This is a genomic window from Mesorhizobium sp. M2A.F.Ca.ET.042.01.1.1 (assembly GCF_003997405.1).
GTDB lineage: Bacteria > Pseudomonadota > Alphaproteobacteria > Rhizobiales > Rhizobiaceae > Mesorhizobium.
Map to the genome: position 1 here is coordinate 14,899 of NZ_RZRX01000033.1, position 20,979 is coordinate 35,877.

Consider the following 20,979-nt stretch of genomic DNA (forward strand, 5'->3'; position numbering starts at 1 on the left):
GCGTAGCTTGCCGGTGATGTTGACCAAACTGGTTTCATTTGTAACCATCGAAAATGTAACTTTCAACGGCGCGCTGCCACGGGGAGCACTTCATGGAACCGGATATCCTCGAGCTGGAGAGTTTCCTGCCCTACCGGCTCTACCGGCTGGCTGACATCGTCAGCCGCGAGTTCTCCCGCATCTACAAGGAGCGCCACGGCCTGACGAGGCCGGAATGGCGCACGCTGTCGGGGCTGGGCCAGCACGGCACGATGACCGCGACGGAGCTCGGCGAGCAGTCGGCCATGCACAAGACCAAGGTGTCGCGCGCGGTGGCCGAGCTGGAGCGCCGACGCTGGCTGACGCGCACGCCGAACGAGAATGATCGGCGTGTCGAGCACTTGGCGCTGACCAAGGCGGGGCTGGCGGCCTATCGGGAAATGGTGCCGCTGGCGAAGGCGTTCGAGAGGGAGCTGCTGGCGAGGTTGAGCGCGGATGAGCGGGTGGCGCTAGTGAAGGGGGTGACGGCGCTGGAGGGGGCCTTGGAGGAAAAGGGCTGATCGGTTGGCGCGAGGCCGCCCTCTCTGTCCTGCCGGACATCTCCCCTCTTGGGGGAGATTAGATGTCACGCCGGCTTTCGCCAATCGGCAACATTGCAGGATGAGAGCCGGCGCCGAGGCAGCCAATCTCCCCGCTTGAGGGGGAGATGTCCGGCAGAACAGAGAGGGGGGCAAAGGAACTCGACGTTACCTTAGCCCCTCACCAATCCATCACCACCTTACCGGAACTGCCGCTCCGCATCGCATCGAACCCTACCTGAAAATCGTCGATCCCAATGCGGTGCGTGATCAGCCCCGAAACATCCAGCGGCCCCTGCACGAGCGCGATCATCTTGTACCAGGTCTCGAACATCTCGCGGCCGTAGATGCCTTTCAGATGCAGCATCTTGAAGATGACCTTGTTCCAATCGATCTCGAAGCCGGTGGGCGCGATGCCCAAAATGGCGATCTTGCCGCCATTGTTCATGGTGTCGATCATGTCGCGGAAGGCGGGTGCGGCGCCTGACATCTCCAGGCCGACATCGAACCCTTCGCTCATGCCGATCGACGGCATCACGTCGCGCAGCTTCTCCTTCGAGGCGTCGACCACATGCTGGACGCCGAGCTTGCGCGCCAGATCCAGCCGGACCGGGTTGATGTCGGTGATGACGACTTTTCGCGCGCCGACGCACTGGGCCACCAGCGCGCCCATGATGCCGATCGGGCCGGCGCCGGTGACCAGCACGTCCTCGCCGACCAGGTCGAAGGACAGTGCGGTGTGAACCGCATTGCCCAGCGGATCGAAGATCGCCGCGATCTCGTCCGGAACGTCGTCCGGGATCGGCACGACATTGTGCTGCGGGATCGCCATGTACTCGCCGAAGGCGCCGGGACGGTTGACGCCGACGCCCAACGTGTTGCGGCAGAGATGCCCTCGCCCGGCGCGGCAGTTGCGGCAGTGACCACAGACGATGTGCCCCTCGCCCGAGACGCGCTGGCCGACCTTGTATTCGGTGACCGCGGCGCCGAAATCGGCGACGGTGCCGACGAATTCATGGCCCGTCACCATTGGCACCGGCACGGTCTTCTGCGCCCATTGATCCCAATTGTAGATATGAACGTCGGTGCCACAGATCGCGGTCTTCTTGACCTTGATCAGCACGTCGTTCGGGCCGATCTCCGGCACCGGCACCTCTTCCATCCAGATGCCCGGCTCAGCCTTGGCCTTCACCAGCGCTTTCATCATGTTCGACATTCTGTTGTCCTTCGAATCCATTGATCCGGAATCTTTTTCCAGCGCCGGGCGTTCAGGAAATGACGCCCAGTTCCTTGCCGACCTCGCCAAACGCCTCGACCGCGCGATCGATGTCGGCGCTGGAATGCGCCGCCGACATCTGTGTGCGGATGCGCGCCTGGCCCTTCGGCACCACCGGGAAGGAGAAACCGATGACATAGATGCCGCGCTTCAGCATGCGCGCGGCCATCTCCTGCGCTAGCGCCGCGTCGCCCAGCATTACCGGGATGATCGGGTGATCGGCGCCGGCCAGGGTGAAGCCCAGCTTACCCATCTTGGAGCGGAAGCGATCCGCATTGGCATATAGGCGCTGGCGCAGCGCGTCGCCATGGCGGATCAGGTCGAACACCTTGATCGAGGCGCCGGCGATGGCCGGCATCAGCGTGTTGGAAAAGAGATAGGGCCGCGAACGCTGGCGCAGCCAATCGACCACCTGCCTCTTGCCGGACGTGTAGCCGCCGGAGGCGCCGCCCAGCGCCTTGCCCAGCGTGCCGGTGATGATGTCCACCCTGCCCTCGACACCGCAATGCTCGGCCGAGCCGCGGCCGTTCCTGCCGACGAAGCCGACCGCATGGCTGTCGTCGACCATCACCATCGCATCGTATTTCTCGGCCAGATCGCAGACGCCTCGCAGATTGGCGATGATGCCGTCCATCGAAAACACGCCGTCGGTGGCGATCAGCCGGAAGCGGCAGTCCTTCGCCTCCTTCAGGCGGGCCTCAAGATCGGCCATGTCGTTGTTGGCGTAGCGGAAACGCTTGGCCTTGGAGAGCCTGACCCCGTCGATGATCGAGGCGTGGTTCAAGGCATCGGAGATGATGGCGTCCTCCTCGCCAAGCAGCGTCTCGAACAGGCCGCCATTGGCGTCGAAGCAGGAAGAATAGAGGATGGTGTCCTCCATGCCGAGGAAAGACGAGATCGTCGCCTCGAGCTCCTTGTGCTCTTCCTGCGTGCCGCAGATGAAGCGCACCGAAGCCATGCCGTAGCCATAGTGGTCGAGCGCATGCTTTGCCGCGTCGCGCAGGTCCAGGCTGTCGGCGAGGCCGAGATAATTGTTGGCACAGAAGTTCAGCACTTTTTCGCCGCCGACCTCGATCTCGGCGGACTGCATGGAGGAAATCACCCGCTCGGCTTTGTAGAGCCCGGCCGATTTCAGCCCCTGGAGCTCGCTGTCGATGTGGGAAAGGAATGCTTTGCTCATGGGTCTGGCCCTGTTCGGTTCGAGGCCGGACTGTCGCGCCACGGCTGCAAAAAATCCATCGCAAAAGCGACCGCTTCGGTGGCGTCGCGAAAGCCGGACGGCAATCCTTTCTGGCGAGGCACCAGCAATGCGATCAAAAAGCTGTGCGTGGGAAACGACATGATAACCATCTTGCGAGCTTTGTCGCGCCGCTGCGTTCGCCATCGGCCTCCTTTGCCGAGCTGTTAACCCTTTCAAGGCAAGCGTCTTCCCGTCACGAAGGCGGGAATCCGTCGACCGGAGGGTCACTTAAGTCATGTCGCAGCAGCCAGTGCAGAGCGTTTCGCGCAAGCTGATCCTGCTCATCAAGACCGGCTACTGGCTGGCGCTCGCGATTATTGCCGCCATGGTGGTGGCCTCCTTCATTCTTCTGCAGCAGCTGATGGCGCAGCAGCAGCACAATGATGCCCTGCTCGACATCGTCTCGACGCAGAAGGCGCTGTCGCAACGCATCGTCTTCCTGGCGAGCGCCACGGGCGCTGCCTCGCGCGACAAGCAGCCGGCGCTGGTCACCGCGCTCAAGCAGGCGACGGGCGAATTCGAAACCAGCTACGATCGGCTGCTCAAGGAGACCGGCGCCGATCCGCTGTCGCCAGCACGCAACGATCCGAAGTCGATCGAATATGTGCTGTTCAACAAGCCGTTCCACCTCGATTACTTCTCGGTCGGGCTCGTCGCCAATGGCGAAAGGCTGGTCTCGTCCTTTGAGTCGCAGCTCGGCATGCAGAGCAACGGCTACAAGGCCGGCGGCGAACGCGCCGGCCTCGACGCTTCCGTCGCCAATGCGACACTGTCCGGCTACGCCGCGCTCGGCCAGCGCATCAGCGCGTTCGCCGACGCGCAGTCCAGCAACATCCTCGACCTGCACCGCACGCTGTTCTTCGCCACCCTCGGCGTCATCGTGCTGGTGGCGCTGTTCATCTTCCGGCCGATGTCCAACGCCATCCTGCGCAAGACCCGCGAGCTGGTCGACGCGCGCAACTCCATGGCCTTCATCGCCGTGCATGACGGCTTGACCGGTCTCCACAACCGCACCTTCCTGACCGACCATTTCGATACGCTGATCAAGGGCGCGCACCGGCGCCGCGAGCGCCTGGCGGTGGTCCAGTTCGATCTCGACCGCTTCAAGCAGATCAACGACACGCTCGGACACGCCGCCGGCGACTATGTGCTGGTGGTGACGGCGCAGCGCATGCGCGATTCCTGCCGCGCGTCGGACCTCTGCGCGCGGCTCGGCGGCGACGAATTCGTCATGATCCTCAACGGAGCCGGCACCACCGAGGACATCCATGCGCTGGCCAAGCGCATCCTTGCCGAAATCAACGAGCCGATCACCTTCCAGGGTACGACCATCATGCCTGGCGCCAGCGCCGGCATCGCGGTCTATCCAGTCGACGCCGACAATGCGCAGGACCTGCTCGTCCATGCCGACCTCGCCCTCTATTCCGCCAAGAAGCTCGGCGGCGGCAATTTCTCCTTCTTCTCGGAGGAACTGCGGCGCGAGCTCGACTACCGCAAGCAGCTCGAACAGGACATCCGCACGGCGATCGCCGAGAAGAGCTTCGAGGTTTATTTCCAGCCGCAGGTGTCGCTGACCAGCGGCAAGATCAGCGGCATCGAGGCGCTGGTGCGCTGGAACCACGCCACGCGCGGCATGATCTCGCCCGGCGAGTTCATTCCCGTCGCCGAGAAATGCGGCTTCATGCCCGATGTCGGCCGCATCGTCATCAGTAAGGCGATCAACGAGGCCGCCGAATGGGACCGCGCCGGGATCGATTTCGGGCGCATCGCCGTCAATGTTTCGGGCACGGAGTTGCGCGAGCCTGATTTCGACGAGTTCCTGTTCGGCACGCTGGAGCGCGCCGGGCTGGCGCCGCAGAAGCTTTCGCTGGAGATCGTCGAATCCGTCATCCTCGACGACGAGAAGACCGGAATCGCCGCCAAGCTCCGCCACATCCGCGCCGCCGGCGTGCATCTGGAGCTTGACGATTTCGGCACCGGCTATGCCTCGCTCAGCCACGTCAACCCGAACGAGATCGACCGGCTGAAGATCGACCGGCGCTTTGTCCAGAACATCAATGAGAATGGCGACAACAGCAAGATCGTGCGCGCCATCACGGAACTTGCCAGGGGGTTGGGCATCTCGATCGTCGCCGAGGGCGCCGAAACCGAGGCCGAGCTCGACTCGCTGATGGCGATCGGCTGCGACCAGGTGCAGGGCTATTCCATCGCGTTCCCGATGCCGCAGGACAAGGCGCGCGAATGGCTGGCGGCACGCAGCCCGAAAAAGGCGAGGCTGAAAGTGCTGCAGGGCAGCCTGGGCTAGCGCAACCGCCAACAAGCTTGACACAACCGGGCGTTATGGCGGCCTATCGGGATCGCAACCGGGTTTTGCGAATGCCGCTTCGTTATATCCTGCCGTTCCTGCTGCTTGTCGCATCGCCCGCCTCGGTCGCCGACCGCACCATCTACCTCACTTTCGACGACGGTCCGCTGAACGGTACAGCCAACATCCTCGACGTTCTGCAGGCCGAGCAGGTGCCCGCAACTTTGTTCATGGTCGGCATGCATGCCGAGGCTGACGCTACCAACCGGGCGCTGTTGCAGCGGGCGAAATCGATGCCGCTTGTGACGATCGGCAACCACAGCTACAGCCATGCCTATAATCACTACCGGCATTTCTACGGCGACACCGAGGGCGTGGTCGCCGACATGCTGAAGGCCAATGTTGTGCTCGGGCTGAAGCCGGCCGTGCATGCGCGGCTGCCCGGGCGCGACGTGTTCCGGCTGCCCAATTACTCGAAGGACGACAATTCACTCGGGCTGGCCGAGGCCGGCCGCGAGGATCCGGACTACGAATTCGTCGCGGCTTCAGGCTTCTGGCTTTACGGCGGGATCACGAGTGGGTGCATGAGGACAGCGGCAAGCCGGTTCAGAGCGTCGACCATCTGGTCAGCGAGATCGACCATCTGTTCGGTTACGGCCATTTCGCCAGGCCGAACAAGCTGATCCTGCTCATGTATGACGAGATGTTCCAGGACGCTTTCGACGGCAAGACGAAGCTGACGGCCTTGATCGCGGCGCTCAGGCTGCGCCACTACGCTTTCAGGGCGATTGCGGGCTACGACCAGTAGTTGGTTATAGTTTGACCCTCCGACCCGGTCTGCGCGAACGAGGCGGGATATCTTCCTTTTCTACGGGAAACGACGTCAGCAAGCTTCCAAAGCTGGGGGCTTCGACATTCGCCCGCAGCGCCGCCAGCATGTCGGCGAATTCCGCGAGCCGTTCGTCCGGCAGACCGGCCCGCAGCCGCTTGTCGAACGCGACGGCAGCAAGGCGGAGCCTTTCGAACAGCGCTTCTCCGGCTTCGGTCAGTGCCACCTGGTGGACCCTGCGGTTTTCGGGATCGCGGCGGCGCGTCAGCAACCCCTGCGCCTCCATGGCGTTGAGGTGATGCGTCAGCGTCGCGCCCTGGATGCCGATCATGCCGGCGAGTTCGCGCTGGTTGGCAAGTTCCTTCGACTTGACCGACAGCAAGGTCAGCCAGACCGGCAGCGTGCCGCCGGCCTCGACCAGCGCGGCATCGAAGGCCTGCGCCACCACTTTCGAGGTGCGGGCGAGGTTCATGCCGACGGGCGGGCGGTCAAATGGTGTCATGACGTGACAGTGGAGCATGCAATGAGAACGTGAAACTCGGCTCTATGAATTGACATCTAATCGTTAGATATCTAACTTTGTCTTATTGATGGCGTCGCGACATGGCAGCGACGTGCGGCGGGCGGCAGAGAGGAATGCGGTCATGCAATATGTCTATATCGTCATCATCGGCCTGCACGTCATGGCCGGCGTGTTCTGGGCCGGCACGACCATTGCGGTCGCCCGCGATCCGGAGATCAAGGCGGAGCGCTTCATCCGGCCGCAGCTCGGCGCCTCCGGTCTGGTGTTCCTGACCGGCATACTGCTCTGGTATTTCTTCCATGAGGGCGCATTCGGCCCGATGGAGAAGGCGCTGGCGCTCGGCATTGTGACCGCGCTGATCGCCGCCGGCGTGCAGGGCGCGCTCGTCGCCTCCGCCAGCCGGCAACTGGCTGGCGCCGACCAAGCGACGCAGACCCAGCTGCGGGCGAAAATGACCAGAGGCGAACGCATCGCCGGCGGGCTGCTGGTCATCACGGTGTTTTGCATGGCGACCGCCAAGCTGTTCTGAAACCGCACGGCCGGCAAAACCGACCGGGCGCGGCGCGCAACGGACCAGAGCGGCAGGTGGCTCTCCTTGCAAAGGTCCGTTGCGCGTCACCAACCTGCGGGCCGAGCGATCAAAGCACCCTCTAAGCCATTTCGGGGCGCCTGGAGGCCTCGCGAATGGCTTTGTGGACATTGCGCTGCAGGTCCATGAAAGCAGCGCTCTCCATGACCTCCTCGCGGCGCGGGCGATCGATGTCGACGTCAAAAGTCCGCATGATGCGCCCCGGGCCGATGCCCATCACGACAATGCGGTCCGACAGATAGACGGCCTCTTCGACGTCGTGGGTGACGAAGAGCACGGTCAGCCTGTGCTCCTCCCAGATCTGGGTGAGCAGCTCCTGCATCTGATGCCTGGTCAGGGCATCGAGCGCGCCGAAAGGCTCGTCCATCAAGAGCATCTTGGGGCGGTAGGAAAGCGCGCGCGCAATGGCGACGCGCTGCTTCATGCCGCCCGACAGTTCGGATGGATAGAGATTGGCCGAATGCGGGAGCTTGACCAGGTCGAGATGCTCAAGCGCTATCCTGCGGCAGGTGGCGCGGTCATGGCCGGCGGCCTTGAGAGCGAACTCGATGTTCTGCTGCGCCGTCAGCCAGGGCAGCAGCGTATAGGACTGGAAGACGACGCCGCGATCGAGACCCGGCTTCAGGATCGGCGATCCGTCGATATCGAGCTCGCCCGAGTCGAAATCCTGCAGTCCGGCGACGATCGACAGCAGCGTGCTCTTGCCGCAGCCCGACGTGCCGACCAGCGACACGAACTCGTTGTCGGCGAGGTCGAGATTGATGTCGCGCAGCACTTCGGTGCGCCGCGCTCCGGTACCGAAGCTCTTGTGGAGGCCCTTGATCCGCAGTTTTGGGGAATTCATCGGCCGGGCCTCGTCATGAACGGCTGTCCTGTCGGAACAACACCTTGCCCAGCGCCTTCATGACCTGGTCGGTGATCAGGCCGAGGATGCCGAGCAGAAGGATGTAGCCGATGATGGTGTTGGTCTGGAAATAGCGCTGCGAGACGGTGATGCGATAGCCCAGGCCGGATGTCGCGGCGACGAGCTCGGCCAGCACCAGCCAGGTCCAGGCCCAGCCCAGGCTGATGCGCAACGTATCCCAGATGCCCGGCAAGGCGCTGGGTACCACGATGCGCGTCAGGATCTTGCGGTCCGGCAGGCCGAGCGTCCGGCCGAGACCGACGAAGTCAGCCGGCACGCGCTTGACGTTGTCCATGATCATCAGCACCTGCTGGAAGAAGGTGCCGATGAAGATGATCAGGAATTTCTGGACGTCGCTCGTGCCCGCCCACAGGATGGAGAGCGGCACGAAGGCGACCACCGGCATATAGCGGATGAAATCGACCAGCGGCTCGATGGCCGCTTCCCAGGTCCGGAAGCTGCCGATCAGCACGCCGATCGGAATGGCGAGCACCGAGGCGATGAGAAAGCCGACCGAAATACGGTAGATCGAGGCCTCGAGATCGGTGAGCAGCGTGCCGTCGGCCCAGAGCTTGCCAAGCTGCGTCGCCACGCTGGCGGGCGACGGCAGGAAGATCGGCTTGACCAGGTCGAGCCCCGTCGCCGCCCACCAGGCGAGGCCGAGACCGGCAAAGACGGCCACGGCGATGATCAGGAAGCGGGAGCGCGCGATGGGCGCGCCGATCCCGGAGGAGCGGCGACGGCGCATCGCCTGCCTGGCGGCAGGTCCCGTCGCCGGGCCAGGCGCGCTCGCTTTGCCGACAGGCTCGTCGGGCATCTCGGCGGCCGCCACGAACCGGCCTACTGCGCGGCCTTAACGAAGGCCGGATCGATCATCTGCTCCGGCGTCACGTCGGCCTGAAGCAGCCCGGCATTCTTGGCGGCTGCCTCCACATCGGCGAATGTCTTGGTGGAAAAATCGCCTGTCAGCGCGCTCTTGTTCTCGGCAAGGGAATAGTAGCGCACGCCGTCGAAGGCGGTGTTGAGGTCCTCGACGCTCGAGCCGACCGCCTTGGAGATGATGGCGCGGCCGCCGGGCGTGTCGGCATTGTAGTCCTTGAGCGCCGCGTCCCAGGCCTTGATCATGGCAAGCACCTGGCCGGGCCGCGACTTGATCACCTCGTCGCGCACCACCAGCACGTCGCTGATCAGGCCGGGATCCTCGCCGGCGGTGAACAGAAGCTTGACGTCCTTGTTCTGCGCCCTGGCTGTGGTGAGATAGGGCTCATAAGTGACCGCGACCGGGACGCGGCCGGCGATCAGCGCGCTGCCGGCATCCGCCGCCGGCATCGGCACCGGCTGGACGTCGGCGATCGACATGCCGTTCTTGGCCAGCGCGTATTTCAGCAGGATGTCGCTGGTCGTGCCTTCCTCGAAGGCGACCTGCTTGCCCTTGAGATCGGCGACAGAGTTGATGTCCTTGCCGGCGATCATGGCGTCGGCCGTCATCGAGACGTCGAGCAGCAGCACGATCTTGACCGGCAGGCCGGCCGCAACCATGCCCATGGCGGTGTGGGTGGCGATGTTCGCCGCATCGAGCTGGCCGCTCGCCAGGGCGGCGTTGATGTCCTTGTCCTCGGTGAAGTTGACGATCTGGACGTCCGATAGACCGCTTGCCTTGAACAGGCCCTTGGCTTCGGCGACGTGCCACTGGCCGTAGCCCAACCACGGCTCGATGCCGATCTTGAACGATCCGGCCTCGGGCGTCGCGGGAATGGCCGTATCGGCGGCGTGGGCCAGCGGGGCGAAGCCGACAATGGCCGCCACCACGAGCGCACGGAATTGTCCTGTGAGGTTACGCATCATCTTTGTTCCCCTTGATGATCCAGAGCGCTTTTTTGAACCAAACTTCCCGTCCGGTGAAAATGCGGCTTCTGCTTCTTGCGGCACTGTGCCTCGGCGTCTTACCTGCCAGTCGACGGGAGTGAAACGATATTCAACGTCGGCGACGATGGATGTCAAGGCTAAAATACATACATGCATATACAAGCTGGAGAGGCTGGTTTCCGTGCTCTTGGCAGCATTAGGGCGGGCCGATCACTGCCCGGTCATGACCGGCGCCGGAGGCATGGACAATTCGACCCGCCTCACGTCTTGCGCGATGGAGAATAGCGGCTGCCCAGCGAGTAGCGGCTGCCGACATAGGTCAGCTTGCTGATGGTGGCGACGACCGCGCCGGTCCATGTCCGGCGATGCAGGAGAAGGCAGCAACTGCCGACGTCGATGGCGAGGCGCCGCGCGGTCTCGGCATCGGCCGGGACCGCGGAAATGATGTGTTCGACCTCGGTCACCGGCGTCTTCTGCATCAGGTAATCATAGGTCGCCGTCTTCGAGAAATCCTGCTTGTCATAGTCGGGTATCAGGCTCGGATTGACGAACCGCTCTTCCAGTTGCACGGGCAGGTCGTTCTCGAAATTGACCACCACCGAATGATAGATCGCCGCGCGCTTGGCCAATTCGAAGGACAGCGAGAGATCCTTGGTCGGCATGATCCTTTCGAGGACGAGAACCTCGGAGCGATGCCTGTTGCCGCGCGCGACGATCTCGGCCGCGATGTTGTTAATCTCGATCAGCGTCGATTGTGGCTTTGGCGGCGCGATGAATGTCCCCACGCCCTGCAACCGGATCAGGAAGCCGGCCGATGTCAATTCCCTCAAGGCGCGGTGGACGGTCATGCGCGACACGCCGAGCGCGGCCACGAATTCATTCTCGGACGGCAGCTTGCTGTCCTTGGTCCACTTGCCGGTTCCGATGTTGGTCAGGATGTAGTCCTTGACCTTCTCGTAGAGGGGGCTGGCCGTATCGGGCAAAGCACTCATTTCAAAAGTCCTTTCCGGCGAACATCGGAAATCAGGTGCCGGCAGGCTGCCGCAGCCGGATGATGGTTTTCAAGCCGTCGCCCTGCCCCGCCAAAAGACGCTCATAAGCGGCAGGAATATCGTCCAGGCCGATCTCGCGATCGATCAGGCTGATCAGTGGTCCGGACAGCTCCGCCAGCATCCCGATGGCGTCGGGCAGCTCATCGGCAAAGGCATGGCAGCCCAGCAGACCGATCTCGCGTTCGACCAGCATGTTGGGGTCTATGTCGAGGCGGCCGTGGAAAATGCCGACCAGCGCGACGGTGGCGCCGGAACCCAGAACACCCAGCAGCTGGTTGAGCGCGGCGATGCTGCCGGTGGCCTCGACGGCCGCAAGCAGAGGCGCGTCGGCGGTCGCGGCGGCAATGGCCTCGCGGTCGAGATCGACGATGGTGGCGCCGGTCACCCGGGCGACACGCTCGCAGCGGGCCTTGTTGCGATCGGCGATCAGCACCCTGCCCGGGAACGTCCGCGACAGGAGCAGCGCCGCAAGGCCGCCGATGGTGCCGCAGCCCACGACAAGAACCGAACCCGCGGTTTTCGGCAGGCGCCGCACAGCATGCAGCGCGACGGCGAGCGGCTCGGCCATGGCCGCCACCCTTTCGTCGAGCGCGGCTTCGATGAGATGCAGCAGGCGCGCCGGCAACACCGTCTCCTCGGCAAAGCCGCCGTCGCACACTTCGCCGACGAAGCCCAGCGAGGCGCACAGATGCCGCCTGCCCGCGCGGCATTGCGCGCATTCCCCGCACCAGAAGCGGGAATCGGCGACGACCCGGTCACCCACGGCGACGGTGCCGACGCCCTCGCCGACCGCGACCACCGTGCCTGTCAATTCATGGCCGGCCGTCGACGGCGCGCGGCTTATCCATTGTCCAGTGCGGAAATTGTGGAGGTCGGAGCCGCAGATGCCGGCGGCGTCGACATTGAGCTTCACCCAGCCCGGCTCGGGAGCGCCCGGCGCGGCGATATCCTCGACACGCAGGTCGCCGGGTCCATGGAGTCTGGCGGCCTTCATCGCGCCGGCCCGTCAGGCGCCGAGATAGCGGTCGCGGATTTCCGAGACCGCGTTCTCATGCGAGCTGAACCCCTCATAGCGGGCAAGCCTGCGGGCATGGCCGGCAAGCTCCGGATAGGCGGCCGAGGTCACATAGCCGACCGACGAGCGCTTGAGGAAATCCGTCACCGAAAGCGGCCCGTAAGTGCGTGCCCAGCGGCTGGTCGGCAGCACCGCATTCGGCCCGAGGACGAAATTGGCGAGCGTCACCGGCGTGTGCGGACCCATGAGGATCTCGGCCGCCTCGGTGATGTGGCCGAGATGCGCGAACGGCTCCCTGGACAGGATTTCGAGGTGCTCGGGCGCATAGTCGTTGATGAAGCGGTAGCTATCCTCCAGCGATGCGGTCAGCACGATGCCGCCGCGCTTGCCGGTCAGCACCGCGCGCGAGAACTCGACCCGCTGCTCGGTCATACGGGACCAATGGTCGGGAAGTGCTGCCAGGGCCGCGTCGGCGACCTTGCGGCTGTGCGTCACGAGATAGGCGGAAGAGTCCGGTCCGTGCTCAGCCTCGATCAGAAGGTCGAGCGCGGCGAGGCCGCCGTCGACGCTGTCGTCGGCGAAGATGATCGCTTCCGACGGGCCGGCCGGAAGGCCGGTGTCGATGATCGAGGACAGCAGGCTCTTGGCCGCAACCACCCAAGGGCTGCCCGGACCGACGATCTTGAGCGCAGGCTTCACCGTCTCGGTGCCGTAGGCGACAGCGGCGACGGCATGCGCGCCACCGCATTTGTAGACGGTCTCGACCCCGGCGAGCCGAGCGGCGACCAGGGTCGCGGCATCGACGGAACCGTCCGCGGTCGGCGGCGTCACGATGGCGATCTGCGGCACGCCGGCGATGACGGCCGGAACCGAGGTCATCATCGTCACCGACGGAAAGGCGCCCTTGCCGCGCGGAACGTAAAGCGCGACCGAGCCGATCGGCGTGTAGCGGTCGCCGGCATAGGCGCCGGTGCGGACTTCCTTGAGCCACATCGTCTCGGGACGCTGCTCCTCGTGGAAATGCCTGATGTTTGTGATGCCGAAGCGGATGCTGTCGATGACATCCTTGTCGACCTTGCCGAAGGCAGCGTCGAACTCCGCTTCCGAGACCTTCAGATTGCCCGCGGCCACATCGGCCTTGTCCAGATCCCTGACGAAGCGGAGCAGGGCCGCGTCGCCTTCGGTCCGGACCGCCTCGAGGATCGGACGGACCTTCTCGACGAAGACCGACAGGTCGGCTTCGGCGCGCTTCAGCAGGCTCGCCCGCTGTTCGGCGCTGGCGGATGAGAGGTCGTGGAAGCTGATCTCGGACATGGCTGCTCCTCAGAAACGCGGGAAAAGTATATACATGTATGTATAACGCTCGCCAGTATTTTTCTGCGTCCTCCGGGCGGACCAGCCACGGCAAACCGCATCAGATCGAGGCAAGAAAGCCCCCATCCACCGGAAAGCACTGCCCGGTGATGTAGGCCGAGGCGTCCGAGGCCAGGAAGACCGCAATGCCGTGCAGGTCCGAAAGGTCGCCGAAGCGATGCTGCGGGATCTTGGCGAGCATCGATTGCTGCCACGCCTCGTCGGCGTAGAACACCTCGGTCATCGCCGTCCTGAAGTAGCCGGGCGCAATCGCATTGACTCTGATCCCGAGACCCGCCCATTCCGCCGACAGCGCCCGCGTCATGCCGAGCAGGCCCGACTTCGACGAACCGTAGGGCACGGCCGTGGGTATGCCGACCTCGGAGGTCAGCGAGCACAAATTGATGATGGCGCCGGGCCGTCCGGCATCGCGCATGTGGCGGGCGGCGGCCTGGGCGCAGAAGAAGGCGCCCTTGAGATTGGTATCGACGATCCGGTCCCAGAGCGCTTCGTCGACATCGAGCGAAGGCCTGACCTCTTCCATGCCGGCATTGTTGACCAGGATGTCGAGGTCGCCAAGCAGGTTGGCTGCCTCGGCGGTCGCGGCGCGGCAGCGGGCGACGTCGGTGACATCCAGGGCAATGGCGTGCGCAACCCCTCCGGCGGCCCGGATCGCCGCCGTCGTCTCCCGCAGCGAACCAAGGCTGCGCGCCGTGACGGCGACAGCGGCGCCGGCCGCACTCAGCGCCTCGGCGATGCCGCGCCCGATGCCGCGGCTGGCGCCGGTGACGAGCGCCTTCCTGCCCGACAGGTCGAAGAGGGAAGCATTGCGCATATCGATCCTCCTTGGCCTTGCCGGCCTGCCCTCGCCCGCGAGACTAACCGATCCTCGGTTATACATACAAGCATATACAATGACTTTGGGAGCCACGCGCTACCCGCAACCGATACCGCAAGCCGTACGGCGTTCCCTGCCGCCGCGATTTCGCGCGGCGACCTGTCCCTCAGATCCTGATCCCGAACCGGATGCCGTCATAGATGGCGGCGTGGATGTTGCGCGAGGCGACCGCGTCGCCGATGCGGAACAGCACGAAGCCGCCGTCGGCATTGCGCGATGGGAAGATGTCGCCGCCCTTCACCAGCCGCTCATAGTCGACTGCGCCGCCATTTTTCGACAGCGGTTTGAGCGCAAGGTAGAGGTCGTCGAGCGGCGCCGTGCCATGCTCGACCACCACCTGGTCGACGCGCCTTTCGCCGCGCCAACCGTCGGCGAAGTCGGAGGCGAGTTCGGCGACGAGCTGGTTGCCCTCGCGCCGCACCGAACGCAGGCGGGTGTTGATGGTGACGGTGACGCCCTTCTCGTGGAAGGCGCGCATATAGGGCACATGGTTCATGCCGCCCATTTCCGGCGCGAAGAAGCGTTCCGGCGAGACCAGCTCCAGCTTCGAGCCACTGTTGGCGATGAGTTCGGCCGCGCCCATGCCCTGATGGCCGCCATTGTCATCGTAGAGCAGGACATTCTCCGCCGGCTTGGCGCTGCCGGCCATGATGTCCCAGCTCGAGGTCACAAGATTATCGCCTTCCGTCAGCGGCGGGTTCTGCGGCATGCCGCCCGTCGCCACGATCACCACGTCCGGCGCCAGCGCCAGCACATCGTCCTTCTCGGCCCAGGTGTCGTAGCGTATTTCGACGCCGAGGCGGTCAAGCTCGGCCAGCCGCCAGTCGATGATGCCGATCAGTTCCTTGCGGCGCGGATTCTGCGTGGCGAGCCGCACCTGCCCGCCTGCCTGGCTGGAGGCTTCGAGCACCGTCACCTGGTGGCCGCGTTCGGCCGCGACGCGCGCGGCTTCCAGGCCACCGGCGCCGGCTCCAACCACCACGACTTTCTTCGTCGGTCCTTCGCTTTTGGCGATGATGTGCGGAATCGTCGCCTCGCGACCGGTCGCGGCGTTGTGGACGCAGAGCGCCTCGCCGCCCTCATAGATGCGGTCGAGGCAATAGGTGGCGCCGACGCAGGGTCGGATCTCGTGCTCGCGGCCTTCCATCACCTTTTTGACGATATGCGGATCGGCGATATGGGCGCGCGTCATGCCGACCATGTCGAGCTTGCCGGTGGCGATGGCGTGGCGCGCCGTGGCGACGTCGGAAATGCGCGCGGCATGGAAGGTCGGGAACTTGGTCGCCGCCCTCACCTCGCCGGCGAAGTCCAGATGCGGCGAGGACCGCATGCCGGTCACGGGGATGACCTTGGTCAGCGACGCGTCCGTCTCGATCGTGCCGCGGATGATGTTGAGGAAGTCCACCTTGCCGGAATTGGCGAGGCGCCTGGCGATCTCGACACCGACTTCCTTCGAGATGCCGTTTTCGAGATCCTCGTCGGCAACCATGCGAATGCCGACGATGAATTCTTTACCGACCGCGGCACGCACGGCATCCAGCACCATGTCGGTGAAGCGCAGCCGATTGTCGAGCGAGCCGCCGAACTCGTCGTCGCGATGATTGGTGAGCGGCGACCAGAAGCCGTCCATCAGATGTCCATAGGATTCGAACTCGATGCCGTCGAGGCCGGCCGCCTGACAACGCTGCGCAGCCGCGGCGTAGTCGGCGACGATGCGCTCGATATCCCACTCCTCGATGGTTTTCGGAAAGGCGCGGTGCGCCGGCTCGCGCACCGGCGAAGCGGACAGCACCGGCAGCCAGTCGGCCTTGTTCCAGCCGGTGCGGCGGCCGAGATGGGTGATCTGGATCATCACCTTGCAGTCATGCTCATGGCAGGCATCGGCAAGCTCGGCAAGCCACGGCACGATGCGATCGTCATAGACATGCAGGTTGCCGAAGGCGGCCGGGCTGTCGCGCGAGACGATCGCCGAGCCCGCCGTCATGGTCAGCGCCATGCCGCCCTTGGCCTTCTCTGCATGGTAGAGCCGGTAGCGCTCCTTCGGCATGCCGTCCTCGGAATAGGCCGGCTCATGGCTGGTCGACATCACCCGGTTCTTCAGCGTCAGGTGCTTGAGCTGGTAGGGTTGGAGAAGCGGGTCGTTGCTGGTCATCGTCTTCCTGCCGTTTCAATTTGCACGGGAGCGTCGTGCCGCTCCCGCTTCCATTTCTCGCATCGGATTCGTCCGAAAACCGCTGCGCACTTTTCGGTCCGATGCTATTGAGCGGCCCAAACCCGCCGCGTCCGAAAGGTTGCGGCGCAATTTCCGCTTGTTTTGCCTGCCGTCCGGACCTTGGACGGCAGCGAGGAGCCGCCCATGACAGACGCCAAGAACCTCACCCAGCTCGGCAAGCACGTCGAGACGCCACAGAGTCCCGAACAGGCGGTCCTGGAGACCGTGCCGTTCCAGCGCGGCGATGGCCCGCCGGCGATCGTGCGCTTCACCTGCCCCGAATTCACCTCGCTCTGCCCGGTCACCGGCCAGCCGGATTTCGCCCACATCGTCGTCGACTACGCACCCGACCGGACGCTGGTGGAATCGAAGTCGCTGAAGCTGTTCATGACCTCGTTCCGCAACCACGGCGCCTTCCATGAGGAATGCACGGTGATGATCGGCCGCCGCATCGTGGAGGCGACCAAGCCGCTCTGGCTGCGCGTCGGCGGCTACTGGTTTCCGCGCGGCGGCATCCCGATCGACGTCTTCTGGCAGACCGGCGCGCCGCCCAAGGACGTATGGCTGCCCGATACCGGCGTGGCGCCCTATCGCGGGAGAGGTTGAAATTTGTTGCGAAAGGCTGGCGGGACAGCGCCCCCCTCTGTCCTGCCGGACATCTCCCCCACAAGGGGGGAGATTGGCAGCTTCGGCGTCCCGCTTATCTTGCAACGTCGAAGATTGGCGAAAGCCGGCGTGACCTCTGATCTCCCCCCAAGTGGGGGAGATGGCCGGCAGGCCAGAGGGGGGCGCGAAGGATCGCCGACACTGATCTTTGGTCACTTTCATTCGCACTGGTACTGACTCAGCGCCCATTCGCCGGTGACCGACAGGAGATCGGAGACCTTCCAGGCGCCGCCGACCTTCTTCAGCTTCCATTCCAGGCGGTGCTGGTGGCCCTCGACGACGAAGGCGACGACCACCTTGGCCTCGTCGCCATTGACGGCTTCGATGGTGCGCAGACTCCGGTCGATGGCCAGTTTGTCATAGTCGGCATTGTCGAGGGCCATGTTGGGGTCGAGGCATTCCCCCTGCCCCGAGGCGCGCAGCGCATCGCTCTTGTCGAGCACGGTTTTCGCCGGATCGGTGAAGTTCTTGCGCTGCGCAGGATCGAGCTCCAGCCCGAGATGCTCGTAGAAGGGCTTCACCACCGCGGTCGGCGATCCGGGCAGAACAGGGGCCACGGGCGCCGGTTCGGCCGGCTTGCTGTCCGGCGCAGCGGCTGCGGGCGGCGACGTGTCGGCCGCAGGCGGCGAGGTGTTGTCGCCGGATGAGGCTTTCGGCGGCGGCGCGCCGAAGAGCCCCTGCGCAGAGGCGACGCCGCTCAGCCCCGCGGCCAGCATCGACAAGCTCGCCAGCGCGAGGACAAAGCGCCGAGGCACGGCGTCACTCCGTCGAGGCGCCGCATCCCAGCGCGCTGAGCTTCCAGTCGCTGGTTTTGGAACTGATGTCGGCGATCTTCCACTTGCCGTCCACTTTCTTCAGCGACCACACCATTTCGCGTTTGGAGTCATCGCCTTCCGGGAAAAGATTGAAGTTGGCCGTCACTTCGGCGGTGTCGCCATTGACGGTCTCGGTGAGCTTCAGCGTCTTCGACAGGGTCTTCTGATCGAAATCCTGCGCGTCGAGGCCTGGGTCGAAGTCGAGGCAGGACACCTCGTCGGGCTTCTCCTTTTGCGCCTTGTCGTTGGCTTCGAACAGCTTGGTGACCGGCTCGGTAAAACGGTCGCGGTATTTGGCGTCTCCCTCGAACTTAACCGAAGGCACGTAGAAGAACTTCACTGCGTTGGAGGCCGGCCCGGCGAGCACGGCGCCGGGCAAGGCAATCGAGAAGACAGCGGCAAGCACTATCGGCTTCATGCAGGATCTCCGGGGTTCGGTGCGTGGCGGCACGCTTGCCACCACGCATCCTGCATATCGCCTTTTTTGCGGCTCATGAAGTCTTTGCGGCTCATGAAGCCCGGGCGCGCTCAGGCATCCAGCCAGACGTTCTGGAAGTCCATCTCGTAGGTCTGGTGCATCGAGTAGTTCTTCACCTTCTTGTTCATGTGGCAGTAGAGCTTCTGCCAGAAGGGCTGGATGATGACGCCGGAGTCCTGCAGGATCGTCTCGACGTCCTTCATCACCTCCTTGCGCTTGGCGACGTCGATCTGCGACAGCGCCTCCTTGAGCTTGGCGTCGAACTCCGGATTGGAGTAGGCCGTCTCGTTCCAGGCCTCGCCGGTGCGGTAGCCCAGCGCCAGAACCTGGACGCCGAGCGGGCGCATGTACCAGATGGTCATGGAATAGGGATATTTCGTCCAGTCGTTCCAGAAGGTGGAGCCGGGCAACACGGTGCGCTTCACCTTGATGCCGGCATCGCGCAGCTGGCCGGCAATGGCATCGCCGGTGTTCTTCTGCCACTCGTCCTCGACGGTGATCAGCTCATGCTCGAAGTCGGCCTGGCCAGCTTCGGCCATCAGCTTCTTGGCGCCGGCGGCATCGCGCTCCTTCTTGGGCAGCGGGTAGTATTCGGGATGGATCGGGGCGACGTGATGGTTCTCGCCGACCGTGCCGCGGCCATTATAGCCAAGCTGCATCACCTGGTTGTTGTCGACCGCCATCTGCAGCGCGTTGCGCACCCGCTTGTCGTCATAGGGCTTGTGGGTGACGTTGGTGCGGGCAACGAGCGTGGTCGCGGTCGCGACCTCCGACTTCACCAAGCCCATCTTGTCCAGCGGGTCGATGTAGTCGGCAGGCGTTTCGAAATCGAGGTCGACCTCGCCGGAATCGAAGGCATTGAGCGCGGCGTTGAAATCGGTGCCGTAGTCTATGAACTCCACCCCGTCGAGCGGCGCCTCGCCCCCCCACCATTTGCCGTTCTCGCGGCGCTTGACGACCGCTTTCTGGCCGACATCGTAGGAGACCAGCTCGAACGCTCCAGTGCCGATCGGCTTCTTGATCGGATCGGCGCCGTCCTTGTCGAAGTCGCGATGCACGACCAGCGCCGGATAGTCGGTGAGGCCCGGGATGATGGCGATATCGGCTTCGACGAGCTTCAGCTTGACCGTGTGGTCGTCGACCTTGGTGATCGCGCCGTCCTTGGCCTTGCCGGTCTTGGTGTCGATCAGCGCGCCGACGCGGGCGGCCATGGAATTGCCGGAAGCCGCCTTGTCGCACCAGCGGTTCAGATTGGCGACCACGTCGTCGGCGTTGAAGGCATCGCCATTGTTCCAGGTGACGCCCTTGCGCAGATGCAGCGTGTATTCGGTGGCGTCGTCATTGACGTCCCAGCTTTCGAGCAGAACCGGCTCGAAGGTGAACTGGTGGGTGTAGCGCACCAGCGGCTCCAGCCACGTGCGGGTGACGTTCGCCATCTCGGTCCAGTCATAGGTGCGCGGGTCCTTCTGCGCCTTGACCGACATCGCGACATGCAGCGTTCCGCCCTTCTTCGGCTCGTCGGCCAGCGCCTTGGTCGGCGCGGCAAGGCCGAGCATGCCATAGGCGAAAGCCGTGGATGCGCCGAAGGCGCTGGCCAGCGCCAGGAATTCGCGCCGGTCGACACGGCCCGCGCGCGCCTCCCCGGCCATCGCCTCGATCGCGGCCGGGACCCGGTCACCATTGCTTCTGAAAAGTGTCATTCTCGTTCTCCCATTGATCTGGTCGGGTCTTCGCCCGGTTGGTTTAACTCTTTTTTGGAGCATGATCTTTTCCGAAAACCGGTTCCCACTTTTCGGGATCATGTTCCGACGCTGCCTTCCATCAACTGACGCTGTCCGGCAGCTTTTCCTCGCGCCGCGCGATCAAATCCCTGAGACCTTCGGCAATGCCCTCGTCGAGCTTCGGCTCCTGGTAGTCGGCCAGCATGGCGCGCGCCTTCTCGAGGCCGCGTGTGTCATGGTCCTTCGCGCCCTCGGCGCTCCATTGCTCGAAGGAATTGAAGTCCATGATGTTGGGCATGAAGAAGGCGCTCTCGAAATGCTCGAGCGTATGCTGCGTGCCGAGGAAATGGCCTTGCGGTCCGACCTCGCGGATCGCCGCCATCGCGTCCTTGAAATCGTCGAAGGACACGCCGCCGGCATATTTGTACCAGCCGACAAGCTGCTCGCAGTCGGTGGCGAATTTCGAATAGCCGCAGGTCAGCCCCGCTTCCAGCCAGCCGGCGGAATGCCAGATGTAGTTGGCGCCGGACAGGATCGCGGCATGCATCAGCATGTTCGCCTCGTAACCCGCCTGGGCGTCGTTGAGCTTCGAGCCGACATGGAAGCCGGAGGTGCGCCAGGGCAGCTTGTACTTCCTGGCCAGCGCGCCCATCAGATACATCATCTGCGCCGCCTCCGGC

At 64.3% G+C, this 20,979-nt stretch carries 21 protein-coding genes; 5 read left to right on the forward strand and 16 right to left on the reverse strand.

The features are described 5' to 3' along the window. The first annotated feature begins 92 nt into the window (after window positions 1-92). Entirely contained in the window at window positions 93-539 is a 447-nt protein-coding gene (locus tag EOA23_RS07640; RefSeq protein WP_127303463.1) for a MarR family transcriptional regulator, read from the forward strand. 199 nt (window positions 540-738) lie between these two features. Here EOA23_RS07640 and tdh read toward each other — a convergent pair whose 3' ends face one another. The 3 genes from tdh to EOA23_RS35625 are packed head-to-tail and all read right to left on the reverse strand — an operon-like array spanning window position 739 to window position 3,174. Beyond that, window positions 739-1,773, reverse strand: a complete 1,035-nt coding sequence (tdh, locus tag EOA23_RS07650) for an L-threonine 3-dehydrogenase (protein ID WP_127303464.1) — start codon at window positions 1,771-1,773, stop codon at window positions 739-741. Window positions 1,774-1,825: 52 nt separating this feature from the next. After that, complete coding sequence (locus EOA23_RS07655; protein WP_127303465.1) at window positions 1,826-3,013, reverse strand: glycine C-acetyltransferase; 1,188 nt, start codon at window positions 3,011-3,013, stop codon at window positions 1,826-1,828. After that, complete coding sequence (locus EOA23_RS35625) at window positions 3,010-3,174, reverse strand: hypothetical protein (protein WP_189341538.1); 165 nt, start codon at window positions 3,172-3,174, stop codon at window positions 3,010-3,012. Before EOA23_RS35625 ends, EOA23_RS07655 begins: the two co-directional genes overlap by 4 nt. 134 nt (window positions 3,175-3,308) lie before the next feature. Between EOA23_RS35625 and EOA23_RS07660 the strand changes: the two genes are divergently transcribed. Both EOA23_RS07660 and EOA23_RS07665 read left to right on the forward strand, forming a co-directional pair. After that, on the forward strand, window positions 3,309-5,378 hold the full coding sequence (locus EOA23_RS07660) for an EAL domain-containing protein (protein ID WP_127303466.1): 2,070 nt from the start codon (window positions 3,309-3,311) through the stop codon (window positions 5,376-5,378). A gap of 71 nt (window positions 5,379-5,449) precedes the next feature. Continuing rightward, window positions 5,450-6,061: a polysaccharide deacetylase family protein gene (locus EOA23_RS07665; protein ID WP_245474061.1), complete on the forward strand. Its 612-nt coding sequence runs from the start codon at window positions 5,450-5,452 to the stop codon at window positions 6,059-6,061. A gap of 129 nt (window positions 6,062-6,190) precedes the next feature. On the opposite strand, the gene EOA23_RS07670 is transcribed toward EOA23_RS07665, so the two are convergent. Further along, window positions 6,191-6,709 (reverse strand): MarR family winged helix-turn-helix transcriptional regulator, encoded by a 519-nt coding sequence (locus EOA23_RS07670; protein ID WP_127303467.1) that lies wholly within the window; start codon window positions 6,707-6,709, stop codon window positions 6,191-6,193. Between the two features lie 142 nt (window positions 6,710-6,851). Between EOA23_RS07670 and EOA23_RS07675 the strand changes: the two genes are divergently transcribed. Beyond that, complete coding sequence (locus EOA23_RS07675; protein ID WP_042646381.1) at window positions 6,852-7,259, forward strand: hypothetical protein; 408 nt, start codon at window positions 6,852-6,854, stop codon at window positions 7,257-7,259. A 121-nt stretch (window positions 7,260-7,380) separates the two neighbouring features. Here EOA23_RS07675 and EOA23_RS07680 read toward each other — a convergent pair whose 3' ends face one another. From EOA23_RS07680 to EOA23_RS07715, 8 genes are all read right to left on the reverse strand, one after another. Beyond that, window positions 7,381-8,163, reverse strand: coding sequence for an ABC transporter ATP-binding protein (locus tag EOA23_RS07680; protein WP_127303468.1), 783 nt, complete (start codon window positions 8,161-8,163; stop codon window positions 7,381-7,383). A gap of 13 nt (window positions 8,164-8,176) precedes the next feature. Next, complete coding sequence (locus tag EOA23_RS07685) at window positions 8,177-8,971, reverse strand: ABC transporter permease (protein WP_189341540.1); 795 nt, start codon at window positions 8,969-8,971, stop codon at window positions 8,177-8,179. 92 nt (window positions 8,972-9,063) lie between these two features. Then, a complete protein-coding gene (locus EOA23_RS07690) occupies window positions 9,064-10,065 on the reverse strand; it encodes an ABC transporter substrate-binding protein (protein ID WP_127303478.1) in 1,002 nt (333 codons plus the stop codon). Window positions 10,066-10,349: 284 nt separating this feature from the next. Then, complete coding sequence (hutC, locus tag EOA23_RS07695) at window positions 10,350-11,081, reverse strand: histidine utilization repressor (RefSeq protein ID WP_127303469.1); 732 nt, start codon at window positions 11,079-11,081, stop codon at window positions 10,350-10,352. Between the two features lie 31 nt (window positions 11,082-11,112). Next, complete coding sequence (locus EOA23_RS07700; protein ID WP_127303470.1) at window positions 11,113-12,135, reverse strand: zinc-binding dehydrogenase; 1,023 nt, start codon at window positions 12,133-12,135, stop codon at window positions 11,113-11,115. 12 nt (window positions 12,136-12,147) lie between these two features. Continuing rightward, entirely contained in the window at window positions 12,148-13,470 is a 1,323-nt protein-coding gene (gene hisD / locus EOA23_RS07705) for a histidinol dehydrogenase (protein ID WP_127303471.1), read from the reverse strand. 100 nt (window positions 13,471-13,570) lie between these two features. Further along, entirely contained in the window at window positions 13,571-14,344 is a 774-nt protein-coding gene (locus EOA23_RS07710) for a glucose 1-dehydrogenase (protein WP_127303472.1), read from the reverse strand. Between the two features lie 169 nt (window positions 14,345-14,513). Further along, window positions 14,514-16,559 carry an NADH:flavin oxidoreductase gene (locus EOA23_RS07715; protein WP_127303473.1) on the reverse strand — a complete coding sequence of 682 codons (2,046 nt, stop codon included), beginning with the start codon at window positions 16,557-16,559 and terminating at the stop codon, window positions 14,514-14,516. Between the two features lie 204 nt (window positions 16,560-16,763). On the opposite strand from EOA23_RS07715, the gene queF reads away from it, so the two are divergent. Beyond that, the gene (gene queF, locus EOA23_RS07720) at window positions 16,764-17,225 is read left to right on the forward strand and encodes a preQ(1) synthase (protein ID WP_127303474.1); all 462 of its coding nucleotides are present in this window, start codon (window positions 16,764-16,766) and stop codon (window positions 17,223-17,225) included. A gap of 218 nt (window positions 17,226-17,443) precedes the next feature. On the opposite strand, the gene EOA23_RS07730 is transcribed toward queF, so the two are convergent. The 4 genes from EOA23_RS07730 to EOA23_RS07745 all read right to left on the reverse strand — a co-directional run. Beyond that, window positions 17,444-18,040, reverse strand: coding sequence for a hypothetical protein (locus tag EOA23_RS07730; protein WP_127303475.1), 597 nt, complete (start codon window positions 18,038-18,040; stop codon window positions 17,444-17,446). Window positions 18,041-18,044: 4 nt separating this feature from the next. Continuing rightward, complete coding sequence (locus tag EOA23_RS07735) at window positions 18,045-18,518, reverse strand: DUF3828 domain-containing protein (protein WP_126083118.1); 474 nt, start codon at window positions 18,516-18,518, stop codon at window positions 18,045-18,047. Between the two features lie 110 nt (window positions 18,519-18,628). Next, window positions 18,629-20,278 (reverse strand): ABC transporter substrate-binding protein, encoded by a 1,650-nt coding sequence (locus tag EOA23_RS07740; RefSeq protein ID WP_127303476.1) that lies wholly within the window; start codon window positions 20,276-20,278, stop codon window positions 18,629-18,631. Between the two features lie 121 nt (window positions 20,279-20,399). Beyond that, window positions 20,400-20,979: trimethylamine methyltransferase family protein (locus EOA23_RS07745; RefSeq protein WP_189341539.1), on the reverse strand; the 580-nt coding region annotated here is incomplete at its 5' end.